The sequence below is a fragment of the candidate division KSB1 bacterium genome (assembly GCA_034506255.1).
Lineage (GTDB): Bacteria > Zhuqueibacterota > Zhuqueibacteria > Zhuqueibacterales > Zhuqueibacteraceae > Coneutiohabitans > Coneutiohabitans thermophilus.
Window position 1 is genome coordinate 184,147 of the sequence record JAPDPX010000004.1, and the last position, 22,105, is coordinate 206,251.

A 22,105-nucleotide genomic window follows, 5' to 3' on the forward strand; every position below is an offset into this window, starting at 1 on the left:
CGCTTATCACCATACGGAACAAGGAGGAATAAAGATGTTGCAAGAAAAAATTCAGCGAAGCATTTTTTCAAAGGCCATGGGATTGATTTTAATCCTCGGCTTGAGCGCGGCGACCGCGTTCGCCCAAACCGCCGCGCTGCGCGGCAAAATCATGGATGCGCAAACTGGCGAGCCGTTGCCGCGCGCGAACGTCGTGGTCACCGGCACCAACTTCACTGGCGGCGCGGCTTCGAACACCGACGGTTTTTTTGAAGTGAAAAATCTCGCCGTCGGCGTTTACAGCGTGAGCGTTTCATTCATGGGATACGAAAAACAAACCCTCGAGCGCGTCGCGCTCAATGCCGGCGAGAGCCGGGAGCTGAATCTGGCGCTGCGCGCCATGGATATTCCTCTCAATCCGGTAGTGGTTTCCGCCTCGCGGTTGCAAGAGAAAGCGCTGGCGGCGCCGGCCGCGATTGCGGTGGTGGAGGCGGAGGAGGTGCAACGCCGCTCAACGATGACGCCGATCGACCATCTGCGCAGCCTGCCGGGCGTCGACGTCGTCACCAACGGCTTGGCACAAAGCAGCGTGGTGGTGCGCGGCTTCAACAGCATGTTTTCCAGCAATCTGCTGGTGCTCACGGACAATCGCAATGCCAACGTGCCGTCTTTGCGCGTGAACAATTACAGCCTCATTCCGGTGGTAAACGACGATCTCAGTCGCATCGAAGTCGTTTCCGGGCCGGGCTCCGCGCTGTACGGCCCCAATTGCGCCAACGGCGTGTTACATCTCATCTCCTCCTCGCCCTTTGAATCTCGCGGCACGACCATCAGCGTCGGCGGCGGGGGTCGCGATTTTTTCAACCTTTCCTCGCGCGGCCCGGGCGGCGGCCACAACGTCTATACGGCGGCGCTGCGCCATGCCGGCGTTGGCGGCGAAAAATGGGGCTACAAAATTTCGGCGCAATATCATCAAGGCCGGGATTGGGAAAGTTATTTGCCGATCGACGTGGCGCCGCGCAAAATTATTTTTGGCCATCAAACCACCACCGGCAGGGTGACGGTGGGTGACAGCGTGGTCAACGCCGCGGATTTCGGCGTGGAAAAAATCGCCGGTGACGCCCGCCTCGACTTGCGCTTGAATCAGAACACCACCCTGATCTTCAACGCCGGCGTGAATCGAATCAATCAGATCGAGCTGACCACCGTGGGCGCGTTTCAAGCCCGGGATTGGACTTATAGCTACGCGCAGGCGCGGCTGAATTACAAAAATCTTTTTGTGCAGGGATTCATCAATGCCAGCGATGCCGGCAACACGTTTGGCCTGCGCACCGGCAACTATACGCTGGACAACTCGAAGCTGATTGTCGGCCAAGTGCAGCACGCGCTTGCGTTCGGCAATCGCCAGCGCTTCACCTACGGCGTCGACGCACAATTCACTCGACCCGATACCAAAAACACCATCCACGGCCGCAACGAAGACGCAGACAACATCAATGAGCTGGGCATTTATCTGCAATCGGAAACCCGGCTGTCCTCCCAACTCGATTTGGTGCTTGCCGCCCGCTTCGATGAGCACACTCATCTCGAGCCGCAATTTTCGCCGCGCGCGGCCTTGGTTTTCAAACCGAGCGTTGAGCACAACTTTCGCCTGACGTACAATCGCGCTTTTCGCACACCGACGCCGGCGACGTTTTTCGTCGACATTCTCGCGGAAACCGTTCCCAACCCCTTCAACCCGGCCAAGCCGTTGATCGCCATTCGCGCTTATCAAACACCGGGAGCAATGAGGTTTCACCGCACCGGCGACGGCCAGGCGCAGATGATGACGCAGCTGCTCCCGCCGGGAACCGGGTACGTGCCTTCGACGGTGAATTCCGTGTGGCCGGCGTTGCGGCAAATTTTAGTGCTGGGGTCGCCGGCGGAATTGCAGGCGCTGCTGGCGGCGACGCTGCCGCAAGAGCTCGGCACGACCGTGGCGGGCGACTTCCGCAAATTGAATACGGCCACCGGCAGCTTCGATCTGGTGACTGACGTGCACGATCGTCCGGCGCTCGCGCCAGAGATCAACAACACATTGGAAATCGGCTATAAAGGCGTGCTGGGCGAAAAGCTGGTCGTCGGCGTGGATGTTTATCACACCCGCTACAAAGACTTCATCAGCGAGCTGCAAGTTTTCAATCCCAACGTGTTTGCCAACCCGCAGCAGCTCGCCGTGGCGCTGCAGCCGACAGCGGAAGCGATCACGAATATTTTGATCGCGCAAGGCGTGCCGCCGGAGCAGGCCCAGGCACAGGCGCAAGCGATTGTCACCGGCCTCGTCACCGCGGCGGTGCAATTGCCGCTCGGCGTGGTGTCGCCGGAGCAGATCGCCAACGACACCGACGTGATTCTCACCAACCGCAACTTCGGCGACATTTCCGTCAATGGCCTCGATCTGAGCCTGACTTATTTTGCGCATCCACGTTGGACGTTTTCCGGCAACTATTCTTTTGTCACTGACAAGGGATTCAATATTTTCAAAAGACCAAATCGCGTCTATTTCGAAAACGTTGACGGGGTGGATGACATTGCGCTCAATGCCCCGGGCAACAAAGCCGGGCTGGAGGTGCACTATCGCAATCTCGCCAAGACCTTTGCCGCCGAGCTGCGCGGTCGCTATGTGGAAGGGTTTCCGATGAAGTCCGGCGTTTATGAGGGCGAGGTGCAAACTTACACGATCGTCGATGCGAATCTGTCTTATGAACTGCCCTTTGCGAAAGACACGCGCCTCGCGTTTTCGGCGTTGAACGTGTTCGACAAGGAGCACTGCGAATTTATCGGCGCGCCGATTTTGGGGAGGTTGTTGCTGGCGAAATTGACGCAGAGGTTTTGAGAAGTCGATTCCGGAGCGCCGAGGCAATAACTTTCCCGTATCTCAAACCGCGAATGGGCGCGAATAAACGCGAATTGTATAAGTTTAGCGGTCTAAATCGGAGTACAATGCTTTAGCATTGCAAGACTAAAGTTTTGCACTCCGAGTTCATTTGGCTAAATTCATACTGCGAATTTAAAAAAAACAAGAGTCAGGATTCATTCGCGGTGATGAGCGGTTTTGAAAAATGGGTACGTTGTTTAAATGACGAACCTACAAGTTCCCACGGCTAAAAATCTCCAACGGTTAGATCGAGGCCGACGGATGTTTTTGTCCGTTGGCCTTGATCTATTTGTTGGAGAAAGTTTTTTGCGATTGATTCGCGTCGCGTCATGAACGGTGCAACACGCTTGAATTTAACCAGCAAAAACGCCGGAGGCGTGAAATGTTTATAGACGCGCGCCATGATAAAGATTCAAAACGCCGGAGGCGTGGCATGTTTATAAATCGCGCCCTCGGAAAAATTCAAACCGCCATCGGTGTGACATGTCCATGAGATGAAGCAATGATCTCTATGCGCCTCAATAACGTGCCACCCCGATGGGGTTGGCGATTGGTTGGACGCCACGATTCTATAAACATGGCAACCCTACGGGTTTGAATTTGGCATCGCAATCGCAAACGCCGTAGACGTGGCATGTTTATAACCCGCGCCAAGATGAAAATTCAAAACTGATGAGGAACCCATGAGTCCGTCAAAAACGATTCATTATTTCGCGTTTTACATGGTCTTTGAAGTCGTGATGCTGTTGTGGAGTCCGCCGGCGCTTTTGCAAATGGTGGGCATTGATCCCGGCGCCGCGGTGTGGCTGCGCGTGATTGCCGGCATCGTTGCCGGGCTGACGATTTACTATTTCAAGATCTCGCGCGCGCAAATCGCCGCGATGTATCCGATCACGGTGTACGAGCGCAGCACGGTTTTTATTGCCACGGCCGCGCTCTACGCGTTGGATCATCTGCCGCTCATTGTGTTGTTTGTCGGCATCACGGATTTGCTCGGCGCGCTGTGGACGTGGTGGGCCATCGCCCGCAGCAAGTCGGAGTGACAAGCTAAAGCTTGTCAAGCTTTTCATCAAACCAACAAACTGAAGTTTGCCACTCCGAAAATCGGAGTGACAAGCTAAAGCTTGTCAAGCTTTTCATCAAACCAACAAACTGAAGTTTGCCACTCCGAAAATCGGAGTGACAAGCTTCAGCTTGTCAAGCTTTTCATCAAACCGGCAAACTGAAGTTTGCCACTCCGAAAATCGGAGTGACAAGCTAAAGCTTGTCAAGCTTTTCATCAAACCAACAAACTGAAGTTTGCCACTCCGAAAATCGGAGTGACAAGCTTCAGCCTGTCAAGCTTTTCATCAAACCGACAAACTGAAGTTTGCCACTCCTATTATAAACTTCGGCACTGAAATGATCGATCTGCAAAACTATCTCGCCAAAGAAACTCTCCACGAAGGGACGCGCACCGTCATCTATCGCGGCGCGCGCAAGAGCGACGGCCTGCCGGTGATATTGAAAACGCTGCGGCAGGAATATCCCGAGCCCGCGGCGCTGGCGCGGCTGCGGCATGAGTTTGAAATCGCACGCGAGCTGCAATTCGACGGCGTCGTCAAGTTCATTGAGCTGGTCGAGCATCACAACAGTCTCGTCTTGGTGGAGGAAGATTTCGGCGGCGAGTCTTTGCAAGCCGTGCTGCAAGCGCACAAGCTTGACCTCGACACCGTTCTTGCGCTCGCGTCGCAGCTCGCGGAGACGCTGGGCCGCCTGCATCAGTGCGGTGTCATGCACAAGGACATCAATCCCTCCAACCTCGTCGTCAACCTCGTGCAGCACAAAATTCAGCTCATCGATTTCGGCATTGCCTCGCGGCTGCCGAAAGAACATGCGAGCTTGCACAGCCATTTCGAGGGCACGCTCGCCTACATGTCACCCGAGCAGACCGGCCGCATGAATCGCGGTCTGGATTACCGCACGGATTTTTACTCGCTCGGCGTCACGTTTTATGAAATGCTCACCGGGCGATTGCCCTTTCCCACGTCGGACGCGATGGAGCTGGTGCACAGCCACATCGCCAAAACGCCGCCGGCACCGCATGCGCTCGAGGCGCGTATTCCGCCCGCGCTTTCCGAGATTGTGATGAAGCTGCTCGCCAAAACCGCGGAGGGCCGCTATCAAAGCGGCTTCGGCTTGCAGGCGGATTTGGAAGAATGCCGGCGGCAATGGCAGCGCGCGGGCCGTATCGAAATGTTTCCGCCGGGCCAAAACGATTTCTCCGAGCGCTTTCACATTCCCGAAAAGCTGTATGGCCGCGAGGCCGATATCAAAACGCTGCTGGAAGTTTTTGACCGCGTGATGCAGGGCCGGCGCGAGATGATGCTGGTGACCGGCGATCCCGGCATCGGCAAATCCGCGCTCGTGCACGAAGTGCAAAAATCCCTGGTGCGCAGCCGCGGCCACTTCGTCGCCGGCAAGTTCGATCAATATCAACGCAACATTCCGTACGCCTCGCTGATTCATGCGTTTCAGGATTTGGTACGGCAGATTTTGACGGAAAGCGAGGCGAGCCTGCGTTACTGGCGCGAGTGCATTCAAAGCGCGGTCGGCGTCAACGGCAGAGTCATTGCCGAGGTGATTCCCGAAATCGAATTGATCATCGGCAAGCAGGCGCCGGTGCCGGAGCTGGGGCCGACCGAGGCGCAAAACCGTTTCAATCTCGTGTTTCAAAATTTCGTGGCTGCGCTGCCCGCACAGGAGCATCCGCTGGTGATTTTTTTGGATGATCTGCAGTGGGCGGATTTGCCCTCGCTCAAGTTGCTGCAGTATCTCATCACCGGAACCGCCTCGCCCTATTTTCTCGGCCTCGGCGCCTATCGCGACAGCGAGGTCGGGCCGGGCCATCCGCTCATGCTCACCATCAACGAGATTGAAAAAGCCGGCGTGACTTTTCATCGTCTCGCGCTGCAGCCGCTGGGGCTGGAGCATGTTGAACAATTGTTGGCGGACACGCTGCAATACAACGTCGCGCACTCGCTCGACGTAGCGCAGGCGTCCTCGCCTGCAGACAAGATGTCCGCGCTGCGAGAGCTGGCCGAATTGATTCTCGAAAAAACCGCGGGCAATCCTTTTTTCCTGAATCAATTTCTCGCGTCGCTGCACGAGGAAAAACTGCTGCTGCCCGATCCGGCGCGGCGCGCGTGGCAGTGGGACATTGCCAAAATCCGCGAGCGCAACATCACCGACAACGTGGTGGAGCTGATGACGGCCAAGCTGAAAAAGCTGCCGCTGCCAACGCAGCAACAGCTCGTGCTCGCCGCGTGCCTCGGCAACGAGTTCGAGGCGACAACACTCGCGATCATCGCGGAAAAATCCCCGGAAGTTGTTGCGCGCGATCTCACCGAAGCATTGGCGCACGGCCTGGTCTTGCTGCTCGGGAAAGAGCGGGCGGCCATGGGCAGCGATGATCTCGCGGCGGGAAAAAACGGCACTCTCAAGTTTCGCTTTTCGCACGATCGCATTCAACAGGCGGCTTATTCCCTGCTCTCCGAAACGGAGCGCGCCGAGGTTCATTGGCGCATCGGGCAACTGCTTTTGCAGAACACGCCGCCGGAAAAACGCGAGCAAAAAATTTTCGATCTCGCGGCCCAGCTCAATCTTGGCCGCAGCATGCTCGGTTCGAAGGCAGAGAGAATCGAGCTGGCGCAATTGAATTTGCAAGCCGGACATAAAGCGAAACTTTCCACCGCCTATGAGCCGGCTCGCGTTTTTTTGCAAACCGGTTTGGAGTTGCTGCGCGACGGGGATTGGAACGCGCATTACGAGTTGGCGCTCGATCTGCACGTCGAGGCGGCGGAGGCCGCCTGTCTCTGCGGCGACTTTGCGGCGATGGAGAAATTGGCCACGGTGGTGGAGCAGCGCGCGCACACTTTGTTGGATCGCGCCCGCGTGGTGATCGTCAAGCTGCAAGCCTTGATCACGCAAAACCAATTGCCGGAAGTGATCACCACCGCGCTGCCGGTGATGCGCCAGCTCGGGCTGCATTATCCCGATAAACCAAGCAAGTTGCACGTCATCATCGAGCTGCTCAAAACCAAATGGGCGTTTGCGGGAAAAAACATCGAGCGGTTGGACGAACTGCCGGCGATGACGGACGCGCAGATGATGACGGCGCTGCAGATGAGCACCCGCGTGGGCATGGCCGCTTATTTTGAAGATCCGAATCTGCTGGCCATCACGGCGCTCAAGCCGGTGCGCATTTTTTTGCGGCGCGGCAACGCGCCGATTTCGCCGCTGCTCTACACGAGCTATGGCATCGTGCTCTGCGGCGTGATCGGCGACATCGAGGCGGGCTATCGCTTCGGCAAGTTGGGCCTGCGGCTGGCGGAAAAATTTCCGGCGGCGGAATTTAAAAGCCGCCACCTGTTCGTGCATGATTGCCTGATTCGCCATTGGAAGGAACCGGTGCGCGACACGCTCGACTCCTTTCTCGAAGCCTACAAATACGGCCTCGAAGTCGGCGATTTGGAATACGCGGGCCTGGCGATTTTGCAGCATCTGCTCTCCTCGTTTCTCGCCGGCGTCGAATTGACGAAGCTCGAGGCCGAGCGCGAAAAATACGATCATGCCATCACCACGCTGCGCAATCGAACGTATATTCACGTGAAAAATCTTTGCCAGCAGCAGATTTTGAATTTCATGGGCAAGTCCGAAGATCCGTTGCGCCTGGTGGGCGAGGTTTACAACGAGGAGGTGAGTCTGCCGGAGCATCTCAAAGAGAACGATCACTATGCGCTGTATGATTATTATTACGACCGGATTTTTCTCGACTATCTTTTCGAGAATTATGGCCGGGCTTTGGAAGACGCCCAGTTGGCGGTGAAATACTTGGACGCGGTCGGCACGCTGGCGCTCACGTTCGTGACGTTCTACGAAACTTTGGCCGCGCTCGCGCACGAGGCGGCAACGCCGGAGGAGCGGAAACGTTTGCGCCGCCTGGTGCAGGTGAATAAAAAGAAACTGAAGAAATGGGCCAAACACGCACCGGCAAATCACCTGCACAAATATGAATTGGTGGAGGCAGAGCTGGCGCGCGTGAGAAGTAGCGCAGGCTTCCAGCCTGCCTCGCAACAAAATGCAGACAGGATGTCTGCGCTACAGCAAGCGATGCGGCTTTACGATCAAGCCATCGCGCATGCACAGGAAAGCCGGCATTTGCGCGAAGAGGCGCTCGCCAACGAGCTGGCGGCGAAATTTTATTTGAGTCGCGGACAGGAAAAGATTGCCAAAACCTATTTGCGCGAGGCGCACTATCTTTATCACAAGTGGGGCGCCTTCGCCAAAGTGCAGCAGCTCGAGCGCAAATACGGCGAGTTGTTGCAGGAGAGGGGCAGCGTGACCGGCTTCGAGACCGCGACCACGCTCACCCGCACGAGCACTTCCACCGGCACGAGCAGCGGCGCACTCGACGTGCTCTCGGTGCTCAAGGCCACGCAGGCCATCTCCGGCGAGATTGATCTCGAGAAATTGCTCGCCAAGATGATTAAGATCGTGATCGAAAACGCCGGCGCGCAGCGCGGCTGCTTTTTGATCGAAAGCGAGAACGGCTGGTTGATCGAGGCCGAAGGCTTTGCCGATCAGAGCGAGCCGCGGGTGCTGCAATCGCAGCCGCTCGCCGGAACGGTTGCCGATGGCATCGTGCACTACGTCAGCCGCACGCGCGAAGCCGTGGTGCTGGGCGACGCGGCGCATGATGGCCGCTTCACCGGCGAGACCTACGTGCAACGCTGCGGCACGCGCTCGCTTTTGTGCAAGCCGGTGATCAAACAAAACGATCTCATCGGCATTTTGTATTTGGAGAACGATCTCGCCACCAATGTGTTCGTACCGAGCCGTCTCGAAGCGGTGGAGATTCTCGCTTCACAGATTGCCGTGTCGCTGGAAAATGCGCGGCTCTACAAACGTTTGGAGCAGTACAATCGCACGCTGGAGGAAAAAGTGCAGCAGCGCACCGCGGAGCTGCAGGACAAAAACGCGGAGTTGACGCAAACGCTGCAGCGCTTGCGCGAGATGCAGAATCAACTGGTGACGCAGGAGAAGCTCGCCTCGCTCGGCCAGCTCACCGCCGGCATCGCGCACGAGATCAAAAACCCGCTGAATTTCGTGAATAACTTTGCGGTGCTGTCGGTGGAGTTGGCGAAGGAATTGCGGGAGGAGCTCGGGAAGCAGAGGGCGGAGGGCAGAGGGCATGGAGCGGGGGGCGAAGATGACTTTGCGAATATCGAAGAGATTATCGAGACGTTGATTCAAAACGCGGAGAAGATCAACCACCACGGCAAGCGCGCGGATGGAATTGTGAAGAGCATGATGCAACACGCGCGCGGTTCTTCCGGCCAGCGCGAGTTGGTGGATATCAATCAGTTGCTCGATGAAGCCGTGAATCTCACGTATCACGGCATGCGCGCCAACGATGCTTCCTTCAATATCACGATTGAAAAGGATTATGACGCGTCGATCAGCAACCTCGAGGTTGTGCCGCAGGATTTGAGCCGGGTGTTTTTGAATCTCATCAACAATGCGTGTTATGCGGCGCATCAGAAAGCGTTGGCGGAAGGAAAGGCGAAGGGCGAAGGGCGAAGGGAGAGGGGCGCGCCCATCGCCCTTCACCCTTCGCCCTTTGCTCCGACGCTCTCTGTGAGCACCAAAAATTTCGGCGACCAAATCGAAATCCGTATCCGCGACAACGGCAACGGCATTCCGCCGGAGATTCGCGAGAAGATTTTCAATCCGTTTTTTACCACGAAGCCGGCGGGACAGGGCACGGGCTTGGGTTTGTCGATCAGTCACGAGATTGTCGTGCAACAGCACAAGGGCGAGATCAAAGTGGAAACGGAGGAGGGAAAGTTCACGGAGTTTGTGGTGCGGTTGCCGCGTAGCGCCTAGAGCAGAGGGCATGGCGTTGAGTTTCGGCCAACGCCGGAGGCGTGGCATGTTCACAAATTGAAGCATTGATGGACGTGCGCCACAACACATGCCACCCCTAACGGGGTTTGAATCGGATTGTATTGCACATTTCTATAAACATTTCAACCCTGCGGGTTTGATTGCGATGCCGCATGCGCCAACGCCGGAGGCGTGAAATGTTTATAGCCGTGCGCCATCACAAAATTTCAAACGCCGAAGGCGTGGCATGTTCAAAAAACGCGGCAACGGTCAACATCCGGCGCCGCAACATGCCACCCCGATGGGGTTGGCGATTGCTTCGATGCCACGATTCCATAAAACATGCCAACCCTACGGGTTGGATTGCGATGCCGCCTCTGCCAACGCCGGAGGCGTGAAATGTTTATAGCCGTGCGCCATCACAAAATTTCAAACGCCGGAGGCGTGGCATGTTCGTGAAACGCGGCAACGGCCAACCTCCGCCGCCGCAACATGCCACCCCGATGGGGTTGGCGATTGCTTCGATGCCACGATTCCATAAACATGCCAACCCTACGGGTTTGATTGCGATGCCGCCTCTGCCAACGCCGGAGGCGTGAAATGTTTATAGCCGTGCGCCATCATAAAATTTCAAACGCCGGAGGCGTGGCATGTTCACAAATTGAAGCATTGATGGGCGTGCGCCACAACACATGCCACCCCTAACGGGGTTTGAATCGGATTGTATTGCACATTTCTATAAACATTTCAACCCTGCGGGTTTGTTGGGGTGGTGTCGTATTTGACAACGCCGGAGGTGTAACATGTTCATAAAACGCAGCAACGATCAACATCCAGCGCCGCAACATGCCACCCCGATGGGGTGGGCGATTGCTTCGATGCCACGATTCCATAAACATGCCAACCCTGCGGGTTTGAATATTTTGAAAATTTATCGATTGGCCAATCGTTCGATGACAGTGGCAACCCAAAACTTGCCGACGACAACGAAAGCCACATTCGCGACAACGGCAAGAGCATTGCGCCAGATATTCCGGCGGAATTTTCAATCCGTTTTTCACCACAAACCGGCGCAGCAGGGTGCAGGCACGGGCCTGTCGCTCGGCCACGACATCCGTGCAGAAACCATAAAGCGAGATCAAAGGGGAAACGGCGGGGGAGGTTTGCAGAGTTGGTGGTTCGGCTGTCGCAGGGAGGCGCACAACTCCTTGAGCAGACCTCGGTTGGCGGCAGGGCAGGACAGCGGGGGATTGCATTTAGGGTTTTCGCTGGGTAAATTTCGCCGTCTGCAGACGGCAGCTTGACAGCCGCGCAGCAAACTCCCGCGCTTGTTGCATTGTGCCCGACAGCAATGTCAGGAGTGCCACGGTCGATTTGTTTGATGGTGTGAGCAATATCCGAAGAAGTTTTTGTGAAGTTGACTTTCCATTTTTTTGCGTGTTTCTGCGCGGTGATGGTGAGGGACTCCACCTGGTGTAAGAGAGCTGCTGCTGGCTCCGTTCAACGGGATGCCGGCGCGGTGCCTCTGCTGGAAAGTGATCCAAATGAACCCGGGAGCTTTCCCCGGGAAGGAGGTCACGAGGGTGCTCGTGTGCACTTCCGGCTCACTCCTTCAAAATATGCCAGCGTCGTCGCCGGTGGCCATCCAGAAACACCATTGCCCGCTCCCTTTGTTCTGAAACAACACAGGGTGCAGTCGATCTGTGCACACGCCGGGGATGGTGGCAAAATGACAATGTCACCCCGCCTGCGTCGCTGCGCCTGTACCGCCCGCGGGACGTCCCGATGCTGTGGCGTTCCGCAGGCAGCTTTGCGCAAGTGTGGTCAGCTCTTCTGAGAGTTCGAGCTCAAAATCATTCGCCCAAGTCCATGCCAACCTCCCAAGTCCAGGCTGAGATCGCCAGGCTGCGCGAGCAGCTCAATTATCATGCCTATCGCTACTACGTGCTCGATGATCCCGAGATCACGGATGCCGAGTATGACCGCCTGTTTCGCCGCTTGCAGGAGCTCGAGGCGGAGCATCCGGAGCTGGTGACGCCGGATTCACCCACGCAGCGTGTCGGCGCCGCGCCGCTGGAGACGTTCGAGACCGTGACCCACACCCTTCCCATGGTCTCGCTCGACAATGCGTTTGACGACGGCGAGGTGCGTGATTTCGACCAACGTCTGCGCAAACTGCTCGAGCTCGAGGTGATCGAATACACCGTCGAGCCGAAGCTGGATGGCACGGCGGTGGAGCTGGTTTATGAAAACGGCCTGCTCACGGTCGGCTCGACGCGCGGTGACGGCTACACGGGTGAAAACATCACGCAAAATCTCAAAACCATCAAATCGATTCCGCTGCGGCTGCGCTCTGACACGCTCGCCATTCCCGAGCGCTTGGAGGTGCGCGGGGAAGTCTTCTATCCGATCGCAGCTTTCAAGAAGCTCAACGAGCGGCGGATGCAGGCCGGGGAGCCGCCGTTCATCAATCCGCGCAACGCAGCCTCCGGGTCGCTGCGCCAGCTCGATCCCAAAATCACGGCCGAGCGGCCGCTCGACGTGTATGCCTATGGCCTGGGGCAGGTGATCGGCCATGAGTTTGCCACGCAGTGGGAGGCGTTGCAGGCATTCAAGCAATGGGGCTTCAAAGTCAATCCGCTCTCCAAAGTTTGTCACGGGGTGGAGGAGGTGTTGCAGCATTACCGTCACATCGGCGGGTTGCGCCACAGCCTGCCATACGAAATCGACGGTGTGGTGGTGAAGGTTAATGCTTTCGCGCTGCAGCGCCGCGCCGGTATGCGCACGCGCAGCCCGCGCTGGGCGATTGCCTACAAATTCGAAGCGCAACAGGCGAGCACGCAGATTCTGGACATTCAGGCGCAGGTGGGCCGCACCGGCACGATCACACCGGTGGCGATCATGCGGCCGGTGCAGGTGGGGGGGGTGACGGTGAGCCGGGCCACTCTGCACAACGAGGATGAAATCGAGCGTCTGGGGGTGAGGATCGGCGACTGGGTGGTGGTGCAGCGCGCCGGCGACGTGATCCCGGAGGTGGTGAAGGTGATCGAGTCGAAGCGCACCGGCGGGGAGAGGAAGTTCAAGTTTCCCAAAAAATGTCCGGTGTGCGGCGGCCAGGTGGTGCGCCTGGAGGGCGAGGCGGCGCATCGCTGCGAGAACATCAATTGTCCCGCGCAGTTGAAGGAGGGGATCCGCCATTTCGCCTCCAAGCTGGCGATGAACATCGACGGTCTCGGGGAGAAATTGATCGACCAACTGGTGGATAAAGGGCTTGTGAAAAGCTGCGCAGATTTGTACTTTCTCCAGCCACAGCAGCTCGCCGCGCTGGAGCGCATGGCGGAAAAATCGGCGCAGAACATCATGGCCGCGATCGACAGAAGCCGGGAGGTGACGCTCGACCGTTTTATTTATGCGCTGGGCATCCGTCACGTCGGCGAGCATATGGCGCGCGTGCTGGCGCGGGAGTTCGGTTCTTTGGAAGCCCTGATGGCGGCGGCTGCCGGGCGGCTGCAGCAGATTCACGAGGTGGGGCCGCAAGTGGCGGAAAGTGTGACGCGCTTTTTCAAAGAGAAGCGCAATCGCGAGACCATCAAGCGTCTGCTGCAGGGCGGGGTGAAGATTCGTGCCGCCACGCCGGCGCGCCAGGCCGAACCCGCATTTGCCGGCAAGACCTTTGTGTTCACCGGCGCCCTGGAAAAATTCACCCGCGCAGAGGCGGAGCGCATGGTGGAAGAGCGCGGCGGCCACGCTGCCGGCGCGGTGAGCAAAAAAACGAACTACGTGGTTGCCGGCCCCGGCGCCGGCTCCAAACTCGACAAGGCCCGCGAGCTGGGGGTGCCGGTCATCTCGGAGGAGGAATTTCTGAAGATGTTGCAGTGAGCGGTGCCGCGGGCAGGCGCGGCAGTGTGTGGCGGCGAGAGCACCCCGGAGTATCAATCCCCAACTTATGCAGATGGAAAGGAGACCCCATGTCTGACAATCGTGGCTTTTTGAAGGGCCTGCTGGCAGGCGGCCTGATCGGTGCGGCACTGGCATTGCTTTATGCGCCCAAGAGCGGCCGGGAGACCCGAGAGGATTTAAAACGCAAATCCCGTGAGTTGTATGATGAGGCCGATGCCTATTTGAGTGAGATGAAGGAACGCGCCGCCCGGATCATCGATGAGGGCAAAGAACAGGCGGAGTTGTTGCGTCAGCAGGCGGATGCCAAATTGCGCGAAGCCCGCGCCAAGGCCGATCAATTGATCGCGCTGGGCAAGCAAAAGCTCGGCACGTTCTCCGGTGAAGCCGAAAGCCGCCTGGCGGATGCCAAGGCGCAGGCGCAAAACATCATCGATGAGGGCAAGAAGCGTTTTGGCCGCAAAGACAAAGCCGGCAGCGAAGGCGCCCCCGGCGAGGAATCTCTGAGTTGAGCGCCCAGGTTGTGCACCCGGCAAAGGCGAGGCTGGCATGGAGGTGATCCTGACGGTGAGCGTGGCCATCATTGCGGTTGGCACGATCGGCCTGACGGTGGCAGGCGTGGCGGTTCTGCTGCGCGTGCGGCGGCTGGTGCAGGAGTTGGAAAGGCTCGCCGAAACCACGCGGCTGCACCTGCCCGCGTTGATGCACGATGTCACGCAAATCAGCGCCGATGTGCGTAGCATTGTCCGAAATGTCGAACGCGAGATGCCACGGCTGCATGACGCCGTCAGCGCGATTCGCGAGACGGCGCGCGACATTCACGATTTCGAGCGCCTGCTGCGTCAGCGTATCGAGCGGCCCTTGCTCGAAGTCTCCGGTTTGCTCGGCAGCCTGTTGGGCGGCATCTACAAAATAAGCAGCAAGCTGCTCCGGCGTTCCAGGAGTTGACTTTATCAGCAAGGACAGGACGATGCAAACCTCGGAGTTGGACCGCCGGGTGCCGATCGTAGGTGAGATCGCGATCGCAGCCGGCGCCGCCGCGCTGCAGTATTATTATGATGACCAGGTGGCCATCGCATGGAAGTCCGCCGGCAATCCCGTGACCGCGGCGGATCATGCCGCCAATGAGACCATCCTCACCCGGCTTCATCAGCACTTTGCCGGCGAAGCCGTGCTCTCGGAAGAGTCGCAGGATGACATGAGCCGGCTCGGCCGCGATTTGTTTTGGGTGGTGGACCCGCTCGACGGCACCAAGGAGTTTATTGCGCGCAACGGTGAGTTTTCCATCATGATCGGCATGGTGCTGGCGGGCCGGCCGGCGCTGGGAGTCGTCTATCAGCCCGCCACCCGCAAGCTCTATTTCGGCGCGCCGGGCTTGGGCGCCTGGCTCAGCACTTCGGACGGCATGCAAACGCTGCGTGTTTCCGATCGCACCGAACCCGCGCAGTGGCGCATGGTGGCGAGCCGCTCGCATTTCGATCCGCGCATCGACCGGGTGCGTCAGCGGCTGGGCATCCACGAGATTCGCCGCTCCGGCAGCGTGGGCTTGAAATGTGGTTTGATCGCCGCGGGTGAGTGTGAAGTCTACATTCATCCGAGTTCGAAGGTCAACATGTGGGACAGTTGCGCCCCGGCGGCCATTCTCCTTGCGGCCGGTGGTATGATGACCGACCTGCGCGGCGAACCGTTGAGCTACGCTGCGGTGGAGGTGCGCCATCGTCAGGGTCTGGTGGCGACGCATGGCCGGCAGCACGAGCAGGTGATTGCAGCAATTCTAAGCGAGAATGTCACCAGCGATTGAACCTGTATTGCCGCAGCATGTGCTGGCGGCGGTCAGGGATTTGTTCCTGCGCAGCAAGATTCAGGCAGTGGCGCGGGCAGCGGCCGTCGAGGTGGAAATCCACGGAGATTTCAGCACGCTGCTGGCCCGCCTGCCGGAGCAGTCTGCCGTGCTGCTCGTCAATCTTGAAGAGTTGCCCGCCACTGCTTTGCCGGCGCTGTCGGCCAGCCGCGCGGCCGGCCACCGCGTCATTGGCTTTCTGAGCCATGTGGAAGTCGACCTGGCCCGGGCTGCCCGGGCAGCCGGCTGTCTGGTGATGGCACGGTCACAATTTTTCGCGCGCCTGCCGGAAATTCTCACGGGTCGTTTTCCCGCCGGCGCCCCTGTTGTGCCCTGAAACGCGCGTCCAGGCAGCGTGTCTGTTGTCTTCCCGCCCTCTTCTTCTTGCAATCACACTGTCAGGGAAAGACGTTGCTTGTTCCGCTTCCGATTGAGATGCTCATTCGAACGCCGGCCCTCCGACTGCGGCGGCGCCTTTGCACACTGGCGTGCCGCTGCGGGTTGGTGGTGGGTCGTGGTGCTCCTGTGGTTGGGCTCGGACGGCGCCGCCCGGGCGCAGGACGACTACCGCATCACCGCCTTCACGCTGGAAGGTGTACACCAGGTTTCCCAAGGGGAGTTGCGCGAAGCGCTGGCGACCAGGGGCCCCTCCTGGATCAGCCGGTGGTTGCCCGGCCGTGATGCCCCGCGCTTCAACAGTTACGAATTTCAGCTCGATCTCCTGCGCATCCCCAAATTCTACCGCCTGCATGGTTTCTACCGCGCGCAGGTCGTGGAACATCAACTCGAAAGGGATGACCAGGCGCAGGAGGTTCGCATTCGCCTTCGCATCGCGGAGAACGAGCCGCTGCATTTGACCCGCGTCACCCTGGTGCCGAAAGACTCCAGCAATCTCACCCATCTCTGGCCGGGGCTGCTGTCACAGGTGGGCTTGCAGCCCGGTGATCACATCAACGAGGCAAAGATCAGGGTGGCTCGCCAGGCCTTGTTCGAACGTTTCGCCGATCAGGGTTATCCTTTTGCGTCCATCGCGCCTGAGCTGGTGCTGTCTGCAGATCAACGCACGGCGGAGTTGCTCTTTCATATTGATCCCGGCCGCTGGCAGGCTTTCGGCGCCGTGCAGATCGAGGGCCTGCATTTTTATCCCGGCCGCGTCGTGCGCAAGGAACTCGCCTTCACGCCGGGCGAGCGCTTCAGCCAGCGCAAGTTGATGGAGTCGCAGCAGCGCATCTATTTGCTGGAATTGTTTCAATCGGTGCAAATACGCGCGCTGCCGGCGGTGGACGGTCAGGAAGGTCTGCCGGTGGAGATTCGCGTCAGGGAGGCCCCGCGCCGCACGCTCAAACTGGGTGCCGGGTGGGGCACGGAGGACAAGCTGCGCACGCTGGTCAACTGGCGGCGCCGGAATTTTTTGGGCGACGCGCGCCGCCTGCAGGTGGAAATCAAACATTCCGACCTGGAACCGTTGCGCGTGCAGGTCACCTTGTTTCAACCCCACATGCCGGACGCGCACACCTCGCTGCAGCTCAGTCCTTATTTCTGGCGGCAACGCGAGCGTTCCCTGAGCCGCACGGTTTTCAGCCTGCGACTGCTGGGCTCGGAATTCCTGCTGCAGCGCCGGCTGGGCGCATGGAGCAACGGCTACCTGCGCTATCGTGCCGAGCGTGCAGAGATCGAGAGTGCGCAGGGACTCACTTCCCGCAGCGGCCGTTCCACCCTGACGCTCGGGCTGTCGCGCAACAACAGCGAACCACCGCTGTCGCCGCGGCGGGGTTCGTTCCGCTCGTTCGAAATCCGCTCGGGTAATCTTTTTTTCGACCGCAAACCCTACTGGCGCGTCACCCTGGATATGCGCCGCTATCTGCCGCTTTCCCCGCGAACCATGCTGGCCTTGCACGGGGTCATGGGCAGTCTGCATCTGCCGGCCACGCTGACTAATGCCGACGTGCCCGATGAGCTTTATTATGCCGGTGGCAGTTCCTCGGTGCGCGGCTGGCAGCGACTGGCGCTCGGGCCGCGCACGACCAACGGCGTGGTGGCCGGCGGCCGCAGCCTTGTCGAAGCCAGTGCCGAGCTGCGTTTCCAGGTGTGGCGGGACTGGGGCGTGGTCGGCTTTCTGGATGCCGGTAACGTCAAACGCGCCAGCGCCACCTTTCCCCTGAATGAATTGCACTATGCCGCCGGCTGGGGAGTGCGCTACCACACGCCCATCGGGCCGGGCCGTCTCGATTTCGCCTGGAAGCTCAACCCGCAGTCCTTCGATCAAAAGCGTTTCGAATTTCACCTCAGCTTCGGTCAGGCCTTTTGAGATGAAGCGGCATGATTCCCCGGGATGAAACCGGCACGACGCCGTGTTGAAATGAAGAGACTCCTGAAAATCCTCCTTGCCATGCTGGGTGTGCTGCTGCTGCTGCTCGTCATGGCCGCCGCGCTCACCCAAACCCGGCGTTTTCGCGACTGGCTGCGCGACCGCATTGTCGAGCTCTCCCGCCAAAAGCTGAATGGCCGCCTGACGCTGGGCCGCCTCGAAGGCAATTTGATCTCGCATTTCGAGCTTTTCGATTTGAAGATCGAGCGCGAGCACGAAACCGTGCTGCACATTCCCAGAATCGAATTCGGCTTCTCCGCGGCCGAGCTGTGGCACCGCCGGATTTGGATCAACCAGCTCATTATTGACCGGCCGGTAATTTTTCTCAGACAGCGACCCGACAGCAGTTGGAACGTGCAGGATTTGATTGTCACCGACACCACCGCGATTTGGCCGGTGGTGCTGCCGGTCATCCGCATCCGGGAGGCCGAGGTGAACGTCGCCCCGCGGGACAGCACCAGTTTCTTCTTTCAGCGCCGCGTGCAGCAGCTCAATGCCACCCTGCTGGTGGAATATCGGCCCGCGCAAACCGTGCTGGAGGTGCGGCAGCTTGCTTTTGTGCTTGGCGATTTTCCGCTGGCCGTGCACCATCTGCAGGCGCATCTCGAACAGACCGCCGGGTCGATTCGCATCGAGGATTTTCACCTCACCTGCGGCGGATCGAAACTGGCGGGGGAACTGCTCGTGCGCGATTTTACCCAGCCGTTTTATCGCGTGCAGCTTTCTGCGGCACCGCTGCAACTGGATGACGTGCGCGCACTCGTGCCGGCTCTGCCAGCCCGCGGGCCGGTTGAACTGCATTTGAATGTTGCCGGCAGCCGGGACAGTGTGCACGCCGCGCTTGACTTCCAGCATGCCTCCGGGGAAGGTCGTCTGCTGGCCCATGCCCGCCATGCTGCCACAGACACTGCTTTCCAGCTCATTGCGGATCTCCGCCATGCCGATCTCGCCGGCCTGTTGCCCGGTTACGGGCCGCGTTCCGATCTCAACCTCTCACTGCGCCTTGCCGCCGATCGTCTGCGTCTTGACAGTCTGCATGCCCACCTTTCTCTCGAGGCGGACTCCTCGCGTCTGGCGGATCATCTCCTTTCGTCCCTCCGTCTGGAGGGCAGCGCCGCCGACAATCAGATGGCGGCCAGCCTGTCCCTTCGGACGCCGATGGGTGAGATCAGCGGGCAGGGACGCATGGCCGACTGGACCAGGGCGCAGCGTTTCACCGCCGACCTGGCGGTGCAGCGGCTGAATCTTGCTGCCTTTACGAGCGACACCACGCTGGCCTCAGATCTGAACTTCACCGTGAACCTGCGGGGTGAGCATTTGCATCTCGATTCGCTCAGTGCCGGCGGCAGCCTCAAGTTGTTGCCTTCACAGATGTGGGGAATCGACCTCGCCGCGGCAGAAGCCGGGTTCCAAAGCCGTGCCGGCGAGATGGTGCTGGATACGTTGCGGTTGCAGACCTCGGCCGGCCAGTTCGAAGTGGAAGGTCGCTTCAACCGCCACCGTGTTCATTTGCTGCACTTTTTGGTTCAGCCGGGCGGACTGGAGCCGCTTCGTCATTTCCTGGCGGCGGATACCCTGCAAGCCCGCGGTGTGCTTGGGGGCACGGTGCAGGGCCCGTTTGACTCCCTCCTGGTGCACGGCGGCTTTCGGTTGTCGCACGTGCAGTTCAACGCGGCTGGCGCAAACTCGCTCACCGGTGAATTCACTTTTCAGCAGGCTGATGGCACCGGCACGGTGCAGGCCAGCTGCCGCGCCCTGCGTCTGGCGGCGGCCGCGCTGGATTCGGCAAAGCTCAGCGCTTCTTTCGATGCGGCCGCCACCGACTTTGCCGCTGAAGTGTGGTACAATTCTGCCGGCAGTGGTGTGATCAGCGGCCGCTATGTTTTTGGTGATACCGCACGGCTGGTGGTGCGCCACGCGCAAATCGACCTTTATGATCGCACCTGGGAGACTAGCGGCGACACCCTCGCGATCGATCTCGCACCGGAAACGTTCGTGTTCCACCATCTCGCCTTGCGCTCCGGGCCGGAGCACTTCGAACTTGACGGCCGGTTGAGTCTTGCGGGTGCCGAAAGTTTGCGCGTGAGCGTTGCGGGCCTGGACCTGGCGCGTTACGCGCGGTTCCTGGGTCTCGCAGATCAGGTGAACGGCATCCTGGATGTCGAGACACTGGTTTCCGGCACGGCACAGGCGCCCCGCCTGGACGGCCACTTTCTGATCAGCAACGGCCGGCTGGCGAAATTCGCCTATCAGAGCTGGGCTGGCACTTTCGATTATCAGGATGAAAAACTTGCGTGGACTTTCGGATTGCAGCAGCACAGTGCGGATTCGCTCACCGGCGAGGGGTTTCTGCCGCTGCGTCTGAGACTGGACGGCGCGCCGCTGCAAGTGTACCGCAACCGGCCTTTGCGCATGCAAGTCGACGCTCAAAAACTGGATCTTTCCTTTCTGCAGGCCTTCACCCACCGCATCCAGAACCTCCACGGCACGCTCGCCTGCGACGTCGAAATTCTGGGAACGTTGTCGCACCCGCGGCCCAGCGGTGCGATTCGGATTTTCGACGGCGCCTTCCGGCTGCCCGCCAATCGCACAAATTATCACGATCTGCGCCTGACCATGAGCCTGCAACCGGAAGTGATGGAGCTGCCCTTCCTCGAGGTGATGGGCGACCGGGGAAAACTCAGTGCCAGCGGCACGCTGCGGTTGACGGAGAACGGCGAGATTGCCAGCCTCGCAGGCATGGTGCACGCCCGGGATTTTCCCCTTTCCAACAACAGGGTGTTGGAGTTGCGCATCGACACCGACACCACCCGCTTGCACGGTGATGCCAACGGCCTGCGCTACGCCGGCGCCGTGACCATCGACCGCGCCATCTATTATTTGCGCGGCATTCAAAGCGGCCGGGTTTTGCAGATCGACGAAGCGGAATTGCAGCCGCAGCAGGCACCGCCCGCACAGACGGACAAGAGCCCCTGGCAGCGCCTGCTCGACACAATTCACGGCGAATTGAAAATTCACATGCCGCGCAACACCTGGGTGCGCGGCCCGGGCATCAATCTTGAACTCAACGGCGAGCTGGATTTGGTGCAGCAGGGCGGGGATTACTTGCTCTATGGCGCCATCGCTATCGTGCGCGGCACCTACGAGCTGTATGGCAAGAAATTCACAGTGCGCAGTGGCCGGCTCATTTTTCAAGGCGACTACACCACCGCCGTGCAAATCGATTTGCTGGCCTCTTATGTTTTTCGCCACGGCAAGGAACGGCACGAGATGTTCGTGAAGATCACCGGCGCCCTCGCCAACCCGCAGATTGCCTTCTCGCTGGACAATGATGACAAAGCCATTGAGCAAAAGGATGCGATATCGTACATTTTGTTCAACGTACCGGCGCAAGGCTATGGCATCGATTTGACCGGCACCGCCGGCAGCGTGGTCTCCGGCCTGGTGTCCCAGCAATTGTCCCAATCACTGGGGCAAAGCCTGAAGCTGGACGTCATCGAATTCGGCAGCGGCGAGGAGCTGACCCCCGGCTCGGTGCTGGTGGGGAAGTACATTACCAACGAGCTGTTTGTGAGTGTGAGCCAGGATTTCAGTTCGTTCAATTCCGCAGACGCCCTGCGTGTCACGCTGGAGCTGGAAATCTTGCGGCAATTTTTCCTGCAGGCCACCCGCGGCGGCAAGGATGAAAAGGACACCGGCTTTGACGTCATCTGGAAGAAGGAATGGTGATCAAGCGGTTTGTGCTTTTGCTTCTGCCGCTGGCGGGATGTGTGGCCGTGATGCAGGTGGAGGATGTCATCACCCTGCCGCCACCCCAAAAGGTGCGGAGCCAAAGCGCAGGGCAAAAGCTCACGATCTTCTGGCAGGCCGGCCCGGAAGCTCATGTACCGGGCTTCAACGGCTACTTGTTGTATGTCTCCCCGCGCAGCATGGCCGGTCTCACGCTCGCGGACCTGCCCGCGCCCATCGCCATCAACCGCGGCCTCACGTCGCACACGTTGACGGTGGGTGATTCGCTCACGCTTTTCATCCAAGTGCGCAGCCGGGTGGGACGCAATCGCATCAGCCTGCCCTCACTGCCCGAGCTGGTGATCAAACCGGCAACACCATGACTCCGCCTGCAGCAAGCAGTCACGCTGCGCCGCCTGTGCCGTTTGGCAGCGTTGCAGGACTGGCT

Annotated in this window: 12 protein-coding genes; all 12 read left to right on the forward strand. The window is 59.3% G+C overall.

The window, feature by feature from the left end; all coding sequences use genetic code 11:
* Positions 1-34: 34 nt before the first annotated feature.
* The 12 genes from ONB52_09340 (at position 35) to ONB52_09395 (ending at position 22,040) form a co-directional block, all read left to right on the forward strand.
* Positions 35-2,854 (forward strand): TonB-dependent receptor, encoded by a 2,820-nt coding sequence (locus ONB52_09340; GenBank protein ID MDZ7416347.1) that lies wholly within the window; start codon positions 35-37, stop codon positions 2,852-2,854.
* Between the two features lie 725 nt (positions 2,855-3,579).
* Complete coding sequence (locus tag ONB52_09345) at positions 3,580-3,939, forward strand: hypothetical protein (protein MDZ7416348.1); 360 nt, start codon at positions 3,580-3,582, stop codon at positions 3,937-3,939.
* Between the two features lie 358 nt (positions 3,940-4,297).
* Complete coding sequence (locus tag ONB52_09350) at positions 4,298-9,823, forward strand: AAA family ATPase (protein MDZ7416349.1); 5,526 nt, start codon at positions 4,298-4,300, stop codon at positions 9,821-9,823.
* 803 nt (positions 9,824-10,626) lie between these two features.
* The gene (locus ONB52_09355) at positions 10,627-11,127 is read left to right on the forward strand and encodes a hypothetical protein (GenBank protein ID MDZ7416350.1); all 501 of its coding nucleotides are present in this window, start codon (positions 10,627-10,629) and stop codon (positions 11,125-11,127) included.
* Positions 11,128-11,692: 565 nt separating this feature from the next.
* Positions 11,693-13,702 carry an NAD-dependent DNA ligase LigA gene (gene ligA, locus ONB52_09360; GenBank protein MDZ7416351.1) on the forward strand — a complete coding sequence of 670 codons (2,010 nt, stop codon included), beginning with the start codon at positions 11,693-11,695 and terminating at the stop codon, positions 13,700-13,702.
* Positions 13,703-13,791: 89 nt separating this feature from the next.
* Positions 13,792-14,232, forward strand: coding sequence for a YtxH domain-containing protein (locus ONB52_09365; GenBank protein ID MDZ7416352.1), 441 nt, complete (start codon positions 13,792-13,794; stop codon positions 14,230-14,232).
* A gap of 37 nt (positions 14,233-14,269) precedes the next feature.
* Positions 14,270-14,668, forward strand: coding sequence for a DUF948 domain-containing protein (locus ONB52_09370; protein ID MDZ7416353.1), 399 nt, complete (start codon positions 14,270-14,272; stop codon positions 14,666-14,668).
* Positions 14,669-14,690: 22 nt separating this feature from the next.
* A complete protein-coding gene (locus ONB52_09375; protein ID MDZ7416354.1) occupies positions 14,691-15,521 on the forward strand; it encodes a 3'(2'),5'-bisphosphate nucleotidase CysQ in 831 nt (276 codons plus the stop codon).
* Positions 15,505-15,897: a hypothetical protein gene (locus ONB52_09380; protein MDZ7416355.1), complete on the forward strand. Its 393-nt coding sequence runs from the start codon at positions 15,505-15,507 to the stop codon at positions 15,895-15,897. Before ONB52_09375 ends, ONB52_09380 begins: the two co-directional genes overlap by 17 nt.
* A gap of 177 nt (positions 15,898-16,074) precedes the next feature.
* Positions 16,075-17,868: a BamA/TamA family outer membrane protein gene (locus ONB52_09385; GenBank protein MDZ7416356.1), complete on the forward strand. Its 1,794-nt coding sequence runs from the start codon at positions 16,075-16,077 to the stop codon at positions 17,866-17,868.
* Positions 17,869-17,919: 51 nt separating this feature from the next.
* Positions 17,920-21,657, forward strand: a complete 3,738-nt coding sequence (locus ONB52_09390; GenBank protein MDZ7416357.1) for a translocation/assembly module TamB domain-containing protein — start codon at positions 17,920-17,922, stop codon at positions 21,655-21,657.
* On the forward strand, positions 21,651-22,040 hold the full coding sequence (locus tag ONB52_09395) for a hypothetical protein (GenBank protein ID MDZ7416358.1): 390 nt from the start codon (positions 21,651-21,653) through the stop codon (positions 22,038-22,040). Before ONB52_09390 ends, ONB52_09395 begins: the two co-directional genes overlap by 7 nt.
* The last annotated feature ends 65 nt before the right edge of the window (positions 22,041-22,105 follow it).